This is a genomic window from Xanthomonas sp. Leaf148, from assembly GCF_001423585.1.
Lineage (GTDB): Bacteria > Pseudomonadota > Gammaproteobacteria > Xanthomonadales > Xanthomonadaceae > Xanthomonas.
This window is the reverse complement of record NZ_LMOP01000002.1, coordinates 1-15,465: the sequence shown is the minus strand read 5'-3', so window position 1 is coordinate 15,465 and position 15,465 is coordinate 1. Positions and strand designations below refer to the sequence as shown.

The window sequence follows — 15,465 nt, the reverse complement described above, 5'->3', positions numbered from 1 at the left end:
CATCGAACGCGGCGCCACGCCGGGGCCGCACCCCGATAGAGATAGCCCCATGCGCGGCACTTTCCAACCCCGGCTGGCTGAACGCGTTTGGCTCAGGCCGCATCCGCAAGCAGGCGCTGCCGGAACACGGCGTAATCCGGCGCCAGCGCTTCGGCGTGTGCCGGACGTTGCAGCAGCGCCGCCAATGCCGGCGGAACATCGACCGCGCGGCCGATCAACGGCTCCACCACCCCTTCGAACTTGGCCGGGTGAGCGGTGGCAGCCACGGCCCAGTCGCCGGTGACGCCCTCGGCACCTTCGGCACGCAGTTGCTCAAGCACATGCACTGCGGTGGCGGTGTGCGGGCAATGCACTTCGCCGTGGCGCGCATAGCGCTGCTGGATGGTGTGGCTGATGGCCGCATCGTCGACCGACAGGGCGCGGAAAGCCTCGCGCAACTCCGCATCGTCACCTTGGTACAACCAGCGCAGCCGCTCGAAATTGCTTGGTGCACCCACGTCCATCGCATTGGCCAGGGTCGCCACGCTGGGCTGCGGGGCGTAGTCGTCGCCGGCAAAGTAATCCGGCAACACGTGGTTGGCGTTGGACGCCAGCGCGATCTTGCCCAACGGCACCCCGAGCGCGCGTGCCAGGATCGCGGCCAGCCCGTTGCCTAGATTGCCGGTGGGCACCACCAGATTCAGCACACTGCCCGCCGTCGCCTGGTGCTGCAGGGCGGCATGCGCGTAGTAGCTCATCTGCGGCAGCAAGCGGCCCAGGCTGATGCTGTTGGCCGAGCTCAGCGGCACCTGCGTCTGCAGCGCAGTGTCGCTCAAGGCCTGCTTGACCATCGCCTGGCAATCGTCGAACGAGCCGGCCACCCGCAATGCCTGGATGTTGTCGCCAAAACAGCCCAGCTGATGCGCCTGACGCGGCGACACCCGCCCGTCCGGATACAGCACCACCACGCGCAAGCCCGGCTGGCGATGGAATGCCGCCGCCACCGCAGCGCCGGTATCGCCGGACGTGGCCACCAGAATGGTGAGCGGGCGGTCTTCGGCACGACGCAGACGGGTCAGGCAGGCAGCCAGGAAGCGCGCACCGAAATCCTTGAATGCAGCGGTCGGGCCATGAAACAGCTCCAGCGCGTAATCGCCGGGCGTGGCCAGTGCCACCAGCGGCGCCAGGAAATCGAACGCCTCGGCGCAGATGGCGGGCAACTCGGGCGCCAACGCATCGCCTTCGAAAAACGGCTGCAGCAAGGTGGTGGCTGTCGCGGCCAGGTCGGCACCGGCGGCCAGCGTGCGCGCCGGCGGCAAGGTCTGCGGCACATACAGTCCGCCATCGGGGGCCAGGCCGGCGGCAATCGCCTGGCTCAGGCTTGCGGCGGGTGCGCCGCCACGGGTGGAGATGAACATCAGCGTGACTCCAGGCAAAAACAGGACCGGGCGTGACCCGGCAATGAAATGATCGAGGCAATGGGCATGGCTGGCGCGGTTGCTGCGTTCCGCCGAATGGTCGCCTGCGCGCGCCGGCGCGGCGCTATGCTGCGCGCACCTTTCCGTGGAGTCGGCAGATGATCAAGGTCAGTGTGATGTACCCCTACCGCGAAGGCGCCCGTTTCGACCACACCTATTACCGCGACCAGCACATGCCGCTGGTGGCCGCGCGCATGGGTGCGGCCTGCCTGCGTTACACGGTGGACAAGGGACTCAGTGGCGGCGAGCCCGGCAGCACGCCGGCCTTCATCGGCATGTGCCATATCTTTTGCGACTCGGTGGAAGCCTTTAACGGCAGCTTCGGCCCGCACGCGACGGAGATCCTGGGCGACATCGCCAACTACACCGACCTCAGCCCGGTGATGCAGATCAGCGAGGTCGTGGTGGAATGAGGTGCTTGCAGCGTGTTGCGTGCTCCACACGCCGCACGCTGCATTCTGCCGAGCCGGGACATGCAGATGCCGGCTCATTCGATCAGCCGTGCGGCCGGGCTGGCGATCGGCGACACCCAGGACTGACTATCGAACCCGGCAGCGGCGAAGGCAGCCTGCACCGCAGGCGCAGCGGCTTGCGCGGCGGCGCGCGTTTCGAACCAGGCAAACACGCTGGGGCCGGCACCGGAAATGCTGGCGCCCATTGCGTCATGCTCCAGCGCAGCCTGCTTGGCGGCGGCAAAGCCGGTGATCAATGGCGCACGGCGTGGCTCGACCAGCACATCGCGCAAGCCGGCACGCACCAACTCGGCATCGCCGGCATGGCAGCCCGCCAGCACTAACGCAAGATTGGTGCTCTGCGCGACAAACTCGCGCAATTGATAATCGCCGGCCAGGGCCTCGCGCGCACGACGGGTTTCCAGCACGGCATCCGGGTGCACCAATAGGCTATGCCACGCCGCTGGCACCGCGATCGGCACCAGCCGCTCCAGCGTGCACAACACCAAGCCCCCTAAAAACAGCGGCCCCAGATTGTCGCCATGCCGGCTACCGCTGGCGACGGCTTCGCCATCGAGCGCATGCTGATACAACTGCGTCGTGCTCAACGGCGTGTCCAGCAGCGCGTTTGCCGCCACCAACGCGGCCACGCACGAGGCTGCCGAGCCACCCATGCCCGAGCTCAGCGCAATGCCCTTGTCGATCTCCACTTCAAAGCCGTAAGGCAGCTCCAATGCAGCGCGCATTGACATCAAGGCGGCGCCGGCGGTGTTGCGCTCGGCATCCAGCGGCAACGCGACGGTAGTGCCGCGAATGGCGGCGATGCGTACCACCGGCGCATCGATGCGACGCACCGTCACCGTATCGCCCACGCCATCGACCGGATACCCCAACAGGTCGAAGCCCACGGCGACGTTGGCAACCGATGCCGGGGCGAAGGCACGCGCTTGGTGCAGAGCGCCCATGCCGGACGAAACACCGTTTGCTTGCGTATACGCGACTGCGGATTGACCGCTCACCGCCTGATTCACAACCGCGCCCCCTCGCCTGCTGCAACGCGCAGCAGATCGGCAAAGACACCGGCCGCGGTAACTTCCGGTCCGGCGCCCGGGCCCTGCACCACCAACGGGTTTTCGCAGTAACGCCGCGTGGTGAACTGCACCACGTTGTCGGTCAGACGCAGATTGGCGAACGCATGATCGGCCGGCAGTTCCACCAGGCCCACGCTGGGCGCACGCTCGGGCGGCAGCTGCGCGACATAGCGCAACACATTGCCGCGTGCGCGCGCATCGGCCAGCCGTTGCGCGAATCCCGCGTCCACGTCCTGCAGATGCGCCATGAAGTCATCCACACTGGCCTGACGCAAGGTTTCGGGCACCAGGCTTTCTACGTTGACGTCTTCCAGGCTGATCGCACGCCCCGCTTCACGCGCCAAAATCACCAGTTTGCGGGCCACATCCACGCCCGACAGATCGTCGCGCGGGTCCGGCTCGGTATAGCCCATGCCCCGCGCCTGAGTGACCAGTTCGGAGAACGCTACGCTGCCGTCGTATTTGTTGAACAGCCACGCCAGCGTGCCGGAGAAGATGCCTTCGATCGAGGTCACCGCATCGCCGGTATCGACCAGATCGCGCAACGTGGTGATCACCGGCAGGCCTGCACCCACGGTGGCCTCGTAACGGAAGCGCGCACCGCTGGCGTCGGCCGCAGCACGGATCGCTTCATAGCGCGCCAATGGGCCGGAGCCGGCTTGCTTGTTCGGCGTCACCACGTGGATACCGGCCGCCAACCAACCCGCATAGCGGTCAGCCACTTCGGCACTGCCGCTGCAATCGATGATCACCGTATGCGGCAGATGCGCAGACAGCAGATGCGTGGTGAAACGCTCCAGATCGGTCGCGGTGGCTGCGGACGCGAAGGCATCGCGCCAGTTGCCCACCAGACCGCGCTCGTCGAGCAACATGCGTCCGCGCGACACCACCGCGCGCAAGCGCAGGTCGATATTGGCCTTGCCTAGCAATTGCGGCTGCGCGATGCGCAACTGATCCAGCAACGCCGCGCCCACATTGCCCGGCCCGATCACGCCCACCGAGAACGTCTGCGGCGACAGCCAGAACCCGGCATGCGCCGCGCGCAAGGCCTTGGTCGCATGCGCCGCATCGATGGCCACCGAGATATTGCGCTCCGACGAACCCTGCGCGATGGCCAGGATATTGACCTGCGCGCGCCCCAGCGATTCGAACAAGCGCGCCGCCACACCCGGCTGGCCGGCCATGCCATCGCCCACTGCCGCCAACACACTGATGCCGGTGGTCAACTGCACACGCTGCACCTGGCCGACGGTGAGTTCGTGCGCAAACGCCTGCAACAACGCATTGCGTGCACGCTCGGATTCGTGCTGTTTGACCACGCAGCAGATCGAATGTTCGGACGAGCCCTGCGAGATCATCACCACCGACACCTGCGCCGTCCGCAGCGCCGCGAACACGCGCTCGGCAGTGCCTGGCACGCCGATCAAGCCGGTGCCTTCCAGATTCAGCACCGCCAGGTCGGGACTGAGCGTCAACCCCTTGATCGGCCCGCTCACCGCGCTGCTGGCGGTGATGCGCGTGCCCGGATGTTCCGGCTGGAAGGTGTTGCGGATGATGATCGGCAGGCCGCGCTCGATCGCCGGCGACATGGTCTGCGGGTGCACCACCTTCGCACCGAAATAAGCCAGCTCGCAGGCTTCGTCGTAACTCAAGGTTTCCAGCTGCACCGCCTCTGGCACCACGCGCGGATCGGCCGACAGCACGCCATCCACATCGGTCCAGATATGCAGCTCCTCGGCATCGAACAAGGCCGCGAAGATCGCGCCGGAATAATCGCTGCCGTTGCGCCCCAGCGTGGTGATCCGGTCGGCGCGGTCGCGCGCCACAAATCCAGTCACCACAACCCGCGTCTGCGGATGCGCCTGGCGCCAGGTCGCAAGCCGCTGCGCGCTGACATCCCAGTCCACATCCACGCCGAGCTCGCCACGGTTGACCACCAACACATCGCGCGCGTCCAGCACCGCGCAGTCTTCGCCGATCGCGCGGAAGTGATCGCCCAGCAGTTGCGCCGAATACACCTCACCCAGACCCTGCACGCGGTCGAGCACCTCGCGCGGCAACTCGCCGATCACCGCCAAAGCACCCAGGATCTGCGCCAGATGCTCGAAGCGTTCGTCCAGCCATTCCACCGTGGGACCCGAGTGTTCGCCGAGCAAGGCCACCGCCGCACCGCGATGGCGTGCGCGCGTGTCATGCCAGCGCTCGCGCCACTCCGGTCGGTCCTGCGAAGCCAGCTCGGCCAGTTCGATCAAGGCATCGGTGACACCTTTCATCGCCGAGACCACGGTGACCTGCACGGTCTCCTCGCGCGCCAGCAACAGGCGCGCAACATGCCGATAGCGCTCGGCATCGGCCACCGACGTGCCGCCGAATTTGTGCACGACGGTGCGTGCGGAAGAGGCGGCAACAGCAGCGGGTTCGAGCGAAACGACAGGCGATGACATCGACAGACCTCGTTAGGGAGGCCCCGTCCGCATCAGATGAGGGAGGAAAGCCCCCGCATCCTGGTCCGGGTGCGGGGCCGTTGTTTTCGGAAGTTACGCGAAGACGACGGGCCGCACCGGGCGAATGGTGACGGTAGTAATGGTGGTGGTAATGCCGGCCACGCCCGCACCCGGCCGCAGCAGCGGCTGACAGAGAAGCGAAGCGGTGGCACAGGCGTTAGGCATGTACGCAAAAGACATCACCGGGCCGAGGCCTGTCAAGCATTGCGTGAATGCGCGCCTGCGCCGCGATGATCGTGTGATCAGAAAACCTTGCTGGACAGTGCTTTAAGCAATCCTTCGGCAAGCGATTGATTGCTATGGAAACTTTTTAGGCAGTGGCAAGGCCGTTGCTTGCGCAGCCCACGTACCCGCGGAAAGGGCGTCGCAGCAAGCAAATCGTCGCGCGCGGCTGTGTTCGTGCGCTTAGCTCATCCTGCCTGGAACTCGGCCAAAGCGCCTTGAGCTAGCTTGCTCACAGAGCGCCAGGGTTGAGCTGCCACACCGCGTAATTCAATGCTGCTGCAAAGCTGACCCATAACAGGTACGGCACCAACAGCCACCCGGCCAACCGTTGCCGCTTGCCGAAGGCGGCAATCGTGCAGGCCAATGACAGCCACAGCGCCACGATGTCCGCGAATGCCCACGCCCCCTGATGCCACGCAAAGAACAACCAGCTCCACAGCCCGTTCAAGCCCAACTGCAGAACAAATAGACCAAGCGCTCCCTGGCAAGCACGCCATCCCCCGTGTCGCCAGACCAGCCAGGCCGCCACCGCCATCATCCCGTACAACGCCGTCCACACCGGACCGAACAACCAACCGGGCGGCGCCCACGCCGGCCGCGCCAGTCCCGCATAGAAGGTGGCCGCCTGGATGGACGCCATCGCACCAAGCCCGGCCACGGCGTAGCACAGCACCAACCACCCAATCAGTCCGAACCACTGCCCTTTTTTCGACATCATCACGACATATCCCAGAGTGAAAAACGAGGCGCTGATGCCGCACTCGCAGAAGCCGCTAAGCTGCCATAACGGCTGTCCAGGCGGTACAAATGCTGCGTTCGAGAGTTTCAACCGAGGCCACCGGCACGGCATGCTGGACATGCACATCTTCCGCACACCGAACGACGTGCGCTAGCAGATCGAGCAGTGGCTACCCGACTAAAGCGAACAGACACCGCACGACAGCATGGGCGGACTAACGCCGGCCGAGTTCCGTGATCAACATCAACCGCGGACCTCTAAATTTCATGTGGTACTGAATTGCGGGGAGTCGACAGCTGCTGATGAAGTTGTCGTAATTGACGAAGCGCGGGTCGGTCTCGATCAGGTAACGACGGCCCGGCCCATTGCTGCGCCAAGCGTTGATGCCGCCGAGGCCGACTGCCGCGCGCCCCATGGCAGTACGATCGGTGGCGTTGCCATTGGACAGGCGATACAACCCGCCGATTGGCAGATCGATCTGCGTCAGCGAGGTCTGGCCGCCGCCAACGATGTTGGCGAAGGGGATGGTGGCGGGGTCGAACACGTGTGCGGGTTTCGTTCGCACCTGCGGTGACACCGATACCGGCAGCGGTGGTCTGAACATTCGTCTGACTCGACGGTGCTACGCACCAGGCCGCTGTCATCGGAGATCATCGGTGCGACCGACATCTTGACGATGCCGCTTGATGTGGCGAGCGTGGCGTCCTGCGTATTGGTGCCGACTTGCGTGCCGGTGCTGCCGCTGGTGCCTGTCGCAACGCGGATGCTGCCGGCGCTACCGCTGGCACGACCGTTCACCACAAGGCTGCCAACAGTTGCTGCGGTCTGGCGGGTACGGCCGCTCAGGCCGCCTTGTGCACCGATGCCGTTGAGCGCACTGCCGCTGATGCTGCGCCTTGCTGCAGGTCATGCTGGCGGTCAGGGCCGCCGCTTAATTACCTCCGTCCCTAATGTTCGTGCCTTGCCTTTCGCGGGCTCACGCGCATGGGGATCTATTTATGCCACCAAATCACTTGACGCCGTTCCAATGGGGGTGATAAAGCAGTCTGGCTCCGGTTTTCATGGATGGCGCTCAACCCAAGGACGTCCTCCCGATATCCAAGCAAGAATCGAAGCAGCATGGTACGACCGGGTCTTTCCGCCTGCTGAGCCGTAACCTGGCACGCGAACTGACCGATGCAGAACTCAATGCCGTCTCTGGTGGCACCACATCGCGGACCCGCCTTGCGGCCGCGGAGGCAAGCTTAAGCAACATCATTGACGATGAGGATGCCTGACGCAGTACGCCCTCCCTTACGGTTTGTGACATGAATGATGGAGCGTCGTTATTGTTTCGCATGGGTGTGGTCGTGATGCTGACCGGCAGCAGTTTGCCGGTCAGCGCTACCGCCGCTGCGCCCGTGCTGCTGGAGCAGGTCCCGTCGGATGCGGTGGTTGATCTTGCATCGCTGCAGTGGGTTGCTCCTCGGTTCTCCGCCGACGCGGCCGAGCGTGCGCGATGGGATTCGCTGCTCGCGTGGGCGCGAGGTCCGGCAAGCGAGGCGGAGACACAACGTCTGCGAAAAGCGTTTGCGGACCGTGGCGTGGATGCGTCGGCGCTGCCGCGCGGGTGCTATGGCAACCATCGATGCGCGCTGGTAGTCAGCGCCGAGGCCACGGCAGCTGATGCTGCTTCATTGGACGCGTTTGCTACTGCCGCGCGGCAGGCGCAGCCCTATGTGGCTACGTATCGGCAAGTCGCAACCTCGGTCGATGCCGTTCACAAAGTCCGTGACGATGTGGATTCCGCCACCAAGGATGCCAAGGATGCCAAGGATGCCAAGGAGCTTGGGCGTCGATTCGCACAGGATCAAGTGTTGAGATACGCCTTTGATTCGCTACCGGGTCATGGTGAGGAAGCGATCGGCACTCCCACGTTTGCCTTATATGCATTTGCGCTCGAGGCGGACCTGCGCTTACTGGACGACAGCAATATCCTGTACGCCCAGGAGCAGATTGCCCGCTACGGAGGTTGGCCTGCGCCGCCGAGGATCAGCGAGGACATGCAGCAGCAACTGTGGGCGCTCGTGCAGCACGGCGACCATCGCCCTGAGCTGCAGTACGACGCGCTGCAGGCCCTGCAGCGGAGTTACGAGGGTCGTGCCCTGCCCCGTCAGTATGCTTTCCTACATGATCGGGTGATGCTTAAGTTGACCGGCACGCAGCGTTACGGCACGCAGGTGACGTGCGTCGACGGAAAGCGTGTGGCGCAGCCGCTTGATGGCAGCGGTGATGTGGACGCGCTGCGCACGAGCGTGGGGATGGCTTCGCTCGCAGATTATCTCAAGGACTTTCCGAGTTGCACTGCGGCACCATGATGCGGGAGCTTGGGATGCCCTGAGGCTGTAGCCCGGATGGAGCAAAGCGCAATCCGAGGCTGTTGGTGCATGACATCAGCAAGTGCGTTGCATCGTTCGCGCGCACAGAGCCACGGAATGCGCTTCGCTCCATCCGGCCAAGGATTGTCGAGTGTTACGGTGAGTAACCCAACTCTGAAGCGTCCTCGATTCTTCGAGTCACTCAGAAGTAGAGGTGGTTGTTGATTGTGCCATTGCGAAGCGGATGGGTGGCAAGCCGCCGAGTGATCGATGTGGCCGTTGGTGGTTGTATCGATGACGCCAGTCCTCTGCCATGCGCCGAACCTCGTCGAGCGTGGTGAACACGAATCGGTCCAGTACTTCGGTGCGGAAGGTGCGGTTGAAGCGTTCGATGTAGGCGTTCTGGGTAGGTTTGCCGGGCTGGATGTGGATCAGGGTGACGCCATGCTGCTGTGCCCACTGCCTGAGCGCAGCGCTGATGAACTCCGGGCCGTTGTCCAGGCGCAGTCGCCTTGGAGCACCACGCAGCTCGACCAATTCGTCCAGTGCCGGATGACCCGTGCCGAGGGCAGGCTGGTGTCGATTTCGATCTTCATCGATTCGCGATTGAAGTCATCGTTGATGTTGAAGGTGCGGAAGCGGCGTCCAGACCACAAGGCATCGGACATGAAGTCCGCCGACCACGTGTGGTTTGCCGCTTGCGGGATCTCCAGCGGCGCGCGGATGCGGTCAGGCAATCGGCGCTTGCCGCGACGTGGAAGGTTGAGCTTCAGCGCGGTGTAGACCCGCCAGGCGCAGGTCTTGCCCCAGCCCTGCGGTCGCAATGCCCAATCCATCAGCAGGTCAAAACCGTGGCCGGGGTTGTCCTTCAAATGCGCCTCGATTGCGGCGATGAGCGGGCCATCGTCGCGCTGGCGCGGACGGTAATGCCGTGCAGATCGGGACAGCTGCAGCACCCGATCAGCTCGACGGGCACTGAAGCCGTGAGTAGTTTGCATGGTCAGACTCAATTCAAGTCGACGAGCCTGGCTCAACCTTTTCGCGACAGCACGTCCTTGAGCGCGTGGTGATCCAATGCCAACTCGGCATAAATGCGCTTCATCCGGGCTAACTCGGCTTCCACATCCTTTAGATGCCGCAACTGCGACACCTCCATGCCGGCGTACTTGGCCTTCCAGACGTAATAGGTCGGCTCGCTGATCCCGTGCTTGCGGCAGGTCTCACCAACCCTTGCACCGGCCTCGACTTCTTTGAGGATCCGAACCATCTGTTCTTCGGTGAACTTCGACTTCTTCATACAGAGCTCCTTGGGATGGAACTCTGCTTCCAAGTGGATCGAGTTAACGAGGACGCTTCAGTACCCCGCTAGATTTTTTTTCAAGTAATGGCCCTCACATCCTTGGCAGTTCTAAGCGCTGTGCCGTCTTTACTCGGGCCCGCCGCAATATTATTTAGATTAACCAGAAACCATAGCGGACCCTTACGGCCGCAGTCTCTTCGATCCGTCGAGCAATAGCTCATCGTCATTGTCCAGAGGCTGGTAACACTAAGCCGATCGACTTTGCTTGACGACCGAGCCAGCCCGACGAAATCCAACTTGATCCCGATAGACCACATGGTCCAAAAGAGTCTCGCGCTACGTGGGCCTGAGAGCTTTTTTGACAGCACTTCCTGCGGCATGACCTTGTCCAGGCTCAGATCGGCGACCAACTGCTTGAACTTGCGGTTCTCTTCTTCAAGCTGGCGTAGCCGGCGCAGTTCGGACACGCCTAGCCCGCTAAACCTCTTGTGCCAAGCGTAGAAGGTGGATTAGCTAATGCCCATCTTGCGGCAAATCGCCTCGACCGTCGTCCCGGTCTTAGTCTGCTTCAGGGCAATTGGGATCTACTCTTCGGTGAACTTCGACTTTCTTTCATGACCATGGGTCTCTTTAAGCCTGATTTTCGCCGAATCCTCCAGTTTTGGCTGGCACAAATTATAGGGAAGATATCATCAACCGCAGATCTCTAGTCTTAGCTGGCATTGAATTTCGGAGAGTCGACACTTCAAAGTTAATAACACACCCTAGACCAAAGACGTCGATGTAGCAAGATAAGTCCTCCTTGGATTACTTCAATCCTGACCACTCTACCCAAGCTGCCAGGTATCGGGAAGATTCCATATCGAGACGATCAATTAATTCATTGCCTGGCAAGCCATTTCTCATTGAAGCCTTGTGTAACGCTTCCAAAAGTCCCGTCGCAACAGAAGTGGATAGGCTGTTTTCCTTTTCCATAGCCAATTTTATTAACGAGAAAATGTTATCCTTTTTTTCCTCGTTCAATACGGGGAAATCATTCGCAAAATACCTTCCAAGCGACGAAAATATCACGACCCATGGAATATCGCCCTCCCACCCATTTAAACTCGACAAGTAATCTCTTGGCGATAGATTTTCAATGAATTTCAAATAAAAATCATAACAATCCAATTTAATCTCCTTTAAGTAAATTCTGCATATCTTTGATCACCTTTGCAACTAAATCTCTATCTACTGCCAACTTCGCAGCTGAACCCATATTTACTGCAGATCCCTCATGAAAGGTCTCAGGATTTTATTTTGACCATCGCTGGAGTACTTTAGTATAGTCCTTTGCTTTCTGTGAATGCGATTTTCCGCCAACCAGTTCACCTGTTCTCATTTCATATCGAACTGCATCTGCAGTACTTATAGATCCAATTTTTACTCCATCGCGGTACAGGTCATCGATCACCGACGTTGCCGCCACCAGTGATCGTCGAGCCAAGCGATGTTTGATTATGGCTATTGAAGATGCTCTCGCTGGTGGCAAAGTCGACACCGGCGCACCTGATAAGTGAACCTGACCCCGTTATCGATAAGTGAACCTGACCCCGTTATCGCGACGGGAGGTGTACCTGCCTCACTATCTGTGTCCCAGCCAGCAATTGCCGGCTCTCGTTTCGCATCCCTATTGAAAGGGGAGCTCCCCCCCCTTATCAACTGGCCTGACTTTATCCGGCACCGCGTCAGGAAATTTCACCAATTTTGATATAGCTCCTTCAGCAACTAAACCTGCCGCAGTAGCAACGATGGTAAGCGCCCGGAAACGGCGCCCGTCGAATAACGTATCGGCCACGAAATCCATGCTCCAGACTTGATTGGGACCGGTCAGCACCGTGCGCTCCAGGCGATGGGCCGCAGCCTTGCGGCGGCGCGGACGTTTTAAGGTCGGCCTGGTAGTACAGTCGATACACACGCTTGTGGCTGGCCTTCCAGCCTTCCCGCCGCAACAGCACGTAGATCCGCCAGAAACCATAACGGACCCGGGCGGCTGCGATCTGTTCTATCCGTCGAAGCAGTGGCGCATCATCATTATCCCGAGGCTGGTAATACGATGCCGAGCGACTTTGCTTGACGACCGCGCACGACCGACGAATTCCAACCCGATACCGGTCAACCAGATGGCCCAAGAGCGCTTTGCGCTGCATGGGCCTTAGAACTTTTTTGACAGCACATCCTGCAACATCACTTTTTTCAGGCTCAGATCGGCCACTAGCTGCTTGAGCTTGCGGCTCTCTTCCTCAAGCTGGCGTAGACGTCGCAGTTCGGCAACGCCGAGCCCACGGAACTTCTTGCGTCACGCATAGAACGTGGTCTGGCTGATGCCCATCTTGCGGCAAATTTCCTCGATCGCCGTACCGGTCTCGGCCTGCTTCAGAACGAATGCAATTTGCTCTTCGGTAAACTTCGACTTCTTCATGGCGACGGGCCTCCTTGGGCCTGAGCTTGGCCGAACCTTCTAGTTCTGGCTGGTCCAAGTTGCCGGGAGGAGGTCAGTCAAGCACACGTCACCATTCCTTTAAAATCTGCATCCGCGTCACATTACGGATGGTATATACATCTTAGTATCGGAAAGAAAGTACAAAATTCCACAGATTGCTGGCGTCAAGAAATTTAAGAAAACTTTCAACGTCTTCGCGACTCTGGCTTAGCGAGTCTGCCCTGCAATGAAAACTGCCGGTAATCCCTACTAACCACGGGAAATCTATTCCTTCAGCAACTAAAGGTTCAGGCTTCTCACTGCAACGACAAACAAATCGGGAATCTGAAGCGTTGAAATTCCCAAATATAATTCCACCTTCATAATGGTAATAATTGTTTAGCTTATCAAGCATCAAGCTTAAGTCAATTAAATTAACGCCGCTTTGAATTTCGAGGACCATGATTATGGCCATTTAAAAAATCAATTATCTTAAGTTGCTTGTTTTTCATGGTATAAAATTTATTCAAGCCGTTTACGGTATTCGATTTTGGCGCATCCACTGCCTGCCGCCCGCACCGCGCTACCCACGCACTGCACGGTGGTGCCAAGATGGGTGGCCTCGCTGCTGAGCTCAAATAGTTGCCACCGGTGGACTGGAGGGTGAGCGGGCTGCAGCTGGGCGCGCACCTGTCCGGCGTGCCCATCGCGATGCCGCCGGCGCCATTGACGCTATAACGCCAGCTCATCGGCTTCAGGTAGATTAAGCGCGTACGCTATGCAATGCAGATCCTGCAACTAATGACGGTTTTCTGGACTAATCAGGAATTGAAAGTTAACACCAACATAATTTTAACTTTCTTTAAAATCGACATAATCCTCGAACTCCCAAGACATCACACGAGACAACTTAGTTGCAAGCTCATTCCAGCTGGCCTCTTCAAATTTCCCAATATATTCTGATATAAATCCATATATTTCTTCATAATTATATCTATCAACAATTAACATAAATCGACCCCACTTTATTCCGTAATTTTTCTTCTTTATCCAATCCGCAGTACATACATCGATAAAGAAATCATCCCCTCCTTCAAAATCTTCGGGGCCAATTACTGCCCTTAGCTGCTCAATAAAACAACTTGGATCGTCAGGTTGGTCTTTCTTGAGGTCCCAAGTATCTGCATGGAGTCCGAACAATCTAGCCTTCATAATTAATCTCAGTTTAAATTTATGTTTAGATGCCCATTTGATATCTTACTCCTTTTCCCGCCGGAATCTATTTCATACCTTTCAAAATTTGCTTGAGTTCCTGTCGTAGCCTTTTCTGAATTAGGTTTAGCAGTAGGCGGCCTATAGACTCTCGTACCATCAGCACTCGTCCATCCTGTCCCGTCGGAAAAGGGTCTTGCACCAGCACCGACCCACGTCATACCCAACCGATCTGCTTCCAAGGCAGTTGCACTGCCAATACCGAAATTTGGGTTGCTCGTCCCGCTTCCAGCCATGGCTTCCTTCAGCCGGACGTCTTGGTCGGCAATCGAGCTAAGCTCCCTCGCAGCTAGGTCGGCGCGTAGCTTTGAGCCGCCTGCTGCGTCTGCTTCGCCATTAGACCGAATGACGGGAGGTGTACCTGCCTCACTATCTGTGTCCCAGCCAGCAATTGCCGGCTCTCGTTTCGCATCCCTATTGAAAGGGGAGCTCCCCCCCTTATCAACTGGCCTGACTTTATCCGGCACCGCGTCAGGAAATTTCACCACTTTTGATATGGCTCCTTCAGCAACTAAACCTGCCGCAGTAGCAACAAGAAGTTGAGCGCGCTCCTCCGCGGTCATGGTCAGCGACTGACTTATTCCGTACTGCATATACAGGCCTGGCAGCGGCGCTTGTGAATAATTTCTTATCGCATTCCCTGCGCCAAGTAATCCGCTCCAAGTGCCTTTCACCAGATCTAGACCTACATAACCGCCGGGCCGAGCAAAAAATGCCCCAAGCTTGAGGGCGCTGTTACCAGTGCTACGGACCAGATAATCTAGATCTTGCGCGGGGCCATACCCAGAGAATATTGCTTGTTCCTCCGTAATTGCCGTTCCCGTCCAGTAGGTACTCTGCCTGCTTAATTGCTCAACCTTATACTCCTCGCGGGTCCAGCCAGCCCCTGCCATGTAGTCTTGACCCATTTCCTGAGCCACCGAGCTTTGATAAGCGATCCATTCCTTTTCTCTTGCGACATCGATCGCATCTACTTCTCTTGTAATTCCGTCTTTACAAGCCTGGACGTTCCCTCCGGCTTTATCGCATGCGTTGCGTAACACATCTGCTGCATTAATTTCTTCGCGTGATAGCCAATTGTTTTCCACAGCATTTTTAGCGATGTTTGCACCAATAACCGAATCATTTAGGCTGCCACCAGCTAATCCACCAGCGATCGCCCCAACTGCCTGCGACAGAGCCACCAGCATCTGCTTGTCCTGTTCCGGCAGCAGGTTCGGATTGAACTTACCGGTTACCGGGTCGATGGCACGCGGATCATCGCCGTAAAGGGTTTGGGTCAAGTACTTTGCCGCCAACTCACCACCGGCCCCTGCCAACGCGCCGCCGGTCATGGATGCGCCGTTTACCTCGGCAAGTACCGCGCCAAGCACCGCATGCGACACCAACTGCAATGCCGCGTTTGGATTGCTGCCATGGTTCTGGTCGAAAGTCTTGCCGATCAGCTGCGCAGCGTACGGTGCCAATGCGTTGCTGGCGACCTGGCCGGCGCCTTGGCCGGAGACGCCGCCGACCAATGCCGTCGTCACCGCCTGCAACGCTCGGCTGTAGTCGCCGCCAATGCCCCATTGCTGTTTGGCCTCATACGCCGCGCTGTATGCGGGATT

11 protein-coding genes and 5 pseudogenes are annotated in these 15,465 nt (G+C 59.5%); 4 read left to right on the top strand and 12 right to left on the bottom strand.

What is annotated here, in order from left to right; translation table 11 throughout:
* Nucleotides 1-92 precede the first annotated feature (92 nt).
* The gene (gene thrC / locus ASF90_RS04235; protein ID WP_055846378.1) at nt 93-1,397 is read right to left on the bottom strand and encodes a threonine synthase; all 1,305 of its coding nucleotides are present in this window, start codon (nt 1,395-1,397) and stop codon (nt 93-95) included.
* Between the two features lie 158 nt (nt 1,398-1,555).
* On the opposite strand from thrC, the gene ASF90_RS04230 reads away from it, so the two are divergent.
* Nucleotides 1,556-1,870: an EthD family reductase gene (locus ASF90_RS04230; protein ID WP_055846374.1), complete on the top strand. Its 315-nt coding sequence runs from the start codon at nt 1,556-1,558 to the stop codon at nt 1,868-1,870.
* Nucleotides 1,871-1,944: 74 nt separating this feature from the next.
* Here ASF90_RS04230 and ASF90_RS04225 read toward each other — a convergent pair whose 3' ends face one another.
* From ASF90_RS04225 to ASF90_RS04215, 3 genes are all read right to left on the bottom strand, one after another.
* Nucleotides 1,945-2,874 (bottom strand): homoserine kinase, encoded by a 930-nt coding sequence (locus tag ASF90_RS04225; protein ID WP_055846372.1) that lies wholly within the window; start codon nt 2,872-2,874, stop codon nt 1,945-1,947.
* A gap of 62 nt (nt 2,875-2,936) precedes the next feature.
* Entirely contained in the window at nt 2,937-5,444 is a 2,508-nt protein-coding gene (thrA, locus tag ASF90_RS04220) for a bifunctional aspartate kinase/homoserine dehydrogenase I (protein ID WP_055846368.1), read from the bottom strand.
* A gap of 514 nt (nt 5,445-5,958) precedes the next feature.
* On the bottom strand, nt 5,959-6,444 hold the full coding sequence (locus ASF90_RS04215; protein ID WP_055846559.1) for a TspO/MBR family protein: 486 nt from the start codon (nt 6,442-6,444) through the stop codon (nt 5,959-5,961).
* A 103-nt stretch (nt 6,445-6,547) separates the two neighbouring features.
* Here ASF90_RS04215 and ASF90_RS24085 point away from each other — a divergent pair.
* Nucleotides 6,548-6,733 (top strand): annotated as a pseudogene (locus ASF90_RS24085) (integrase core domain-containing protein); the annotation flags it as partial.
* On the opposite strand, the pseudogene ASF90_RS24080 reads toward ASF90_RS24085, so the two are convergent.
* Nucleotides 6,686-7,362: pseudogene (locus ASF90_RS24080) on the bottom strand (hypothetical protein); the annotation flags it as partial. The pseudogenes ASF90_RS24085 and ASF90_RS24080 sit on opposite strands and share 48 nt — an antisense overlap.
* A 167-nt stretch (nt 7,363-7,529) precedes the next feature.
* Between ASF90_RS24080 and ASF90_RS04205 the strand changes: the two are divergent.
* Together ASF90_RS04205 and ASF90_RS04200 are read left to right on the top strand one after the other, a co-directional pair.
* Nucleotides 7,530-7,745: a bacteriocin gene (locus ASF90_RS04205; protein ID WP_055846361.1), complete on the top strand. Its 216-nt coding sequence runs from the start codon at nt 7,530-7,532 to the stop codon at nt 7,743-7,745.
* Between the two features lie 30 nt (nt 7,746-7,775).
* Nucleotides 7,776-8,825: a DUF6624 domain-containing protein gene (locus ASF90_RS04200; RefSeq protein ID WP_156364952.1), complete on the top strand. Its 1,050-nt coding sequence runs from the start codon at nt 7,776-7,778 to the stop codon at nt 8,823-8,825.
* 198 nt (nt 8,826-9,023) lie between these two features.
* Here ASF90_RS04200 and ASF90_RS04195 read toward each other — a convergent pair.
* The 7 genes and pseudogenes from ASF90_RS04195 to ASF90_RS24070 all read right to left on the bottom strand — a co-directional run.
* A pseudogene (locus ASF90_RS04195) lies at nt 9,024-10,122 on the bottom strand (IS3 family transposase).
* Between the two features lie 345 nt (nt 10,123-10,467).
* A pseudogene (locus tag ASF90_RS24075) lies at nt 10,468-10,709 on the bottom strand (transposase); the annotation flags it as partial.
* A 223-nt stretch (nt 10,710-10,932) separates the two neighbouring features.
* Nucleotides 10,933-11,295: a hypothetical protein gene (locus tag ASF90_RS23205; RefSeq protein ID WP_153066547.1), complete on the bottom strand. Its 363-nt coding sequence runs from the start codon at nt 11,293-11,295 to the stop codon at nt 10,933-10,935.
* A 616-nt stretch (nt 11,296-11,911) separates the two neighbouring features.
* Nucleotides 11,912-12,586, bottom strand: a pseudogene (locus tag ASF90_RS23200) (transposase); the annotation flags it as partial.
* Nucleotides 12,587-12,728: 142 nt separating this feature from the next.
* Nucleotides 12,729-13,049: a hypothetical protein gene (locus ASF90_RS23195; RefSeq protein ID WP_153066546.1), complete on the bottom strand. Its 321-nt coding sequence runs from the start codon at nt 13,047-13,049 to the stop codon at nt 12,729-12,731.
* A gap of 389 nt (nt 13,050-13,438) precedes the next feature.
* Nucleotides 13,439-13,798, bottom strand: coding sequence for an Imm8 family immunity protein (locus ASF90_RS21355; protein ID WP_082473405.1), 360 nt, complete (start codon nt 13,796-13,798; stop codon nt 13,439-13,441).
* Between the two features lie 8 nt (nt 13,799-13,806).
* Nucleotides 13,807-15,465, bottom strand: a 1,659-nt coding sequence (locus ASF90_RS24070) for a VENN motif pre-toxin domain-containing protein (RefSeq protein ID WP_236699198.1), incomplete at its 5' end; no start/stop codon positions are given.

What these genes read in the sequence shown, in the direction of transcription:
- thrC (WP_055846378.1), bottom strand. Translation starts at nt 1,397, where the DNA reads ATGTTCATCTCCACCCGTGGCGGCGCACCCGCCGCAAGCCTGAGCCAG.
- ASF90_RS04230 (WP_055846374.1), top strand. Translation starts at nt 1,556, where the DNA reads ATGATCAAGGTCAGTGTGATGTACCCCTACCGCGAAGGCGCCCGTTTC.
- ASF90_RS04225 (WP_055846372.1), bottom strand. Translation starts at nt 2,874, where the DNA reads ATGGGCGCTCTGCACCAAGCGCGTGCCTTCGCCCCGGCATCGGTTGCC.
- thrA (WP_055846368.1), bottom strand. Translation starts at nt 5,444, where the DNA reads ATGTCATCGCCTGTCGTTTCGCTCGAACCCGCTGCTGTTGCCGCCTCT.
- ASF90_RS04215 (WP_055846559.1), bottom strand. Translation starts at nt 6,444, where the DNA reads ATGTCGAAAAAAGGGCAGTGGTTCGGACTGATTGGGTGGTTGGTGCTG.
- ASF90_RS04205 (WP_055846361.1), top strand. Translation starts at nt 7,530, where the DNA reads ATGGATGGCGCTCAACCCAAGGACGTCCTCCCGATATCCAAGCAAGAA.
- ASF90_RS04200 (WP_156364952.1), top strand. Translation starts at nt 7,776, where the DNA reads ATGAATGATGGAGCGTCGTTATTGTTTCGCATGGGTGTGGTCGTGATG.
- ASF90_RS23195 (WP_153066546.1), bottom strand. Translation starts at nt 13,049, where the DNA reads ATGGTCCTCGAAATTCAAAGCGGCGTTAATTTAATTGACTTAAGCTTG.
- ASF90_RS21355 (WP_082473405.1), bottom strand. Translation starts at nt 13,798, where the DNA reads ATGAAGGCTAGATTGTTCGGACTCCATGCAGATACTTGGGACCTCAAG.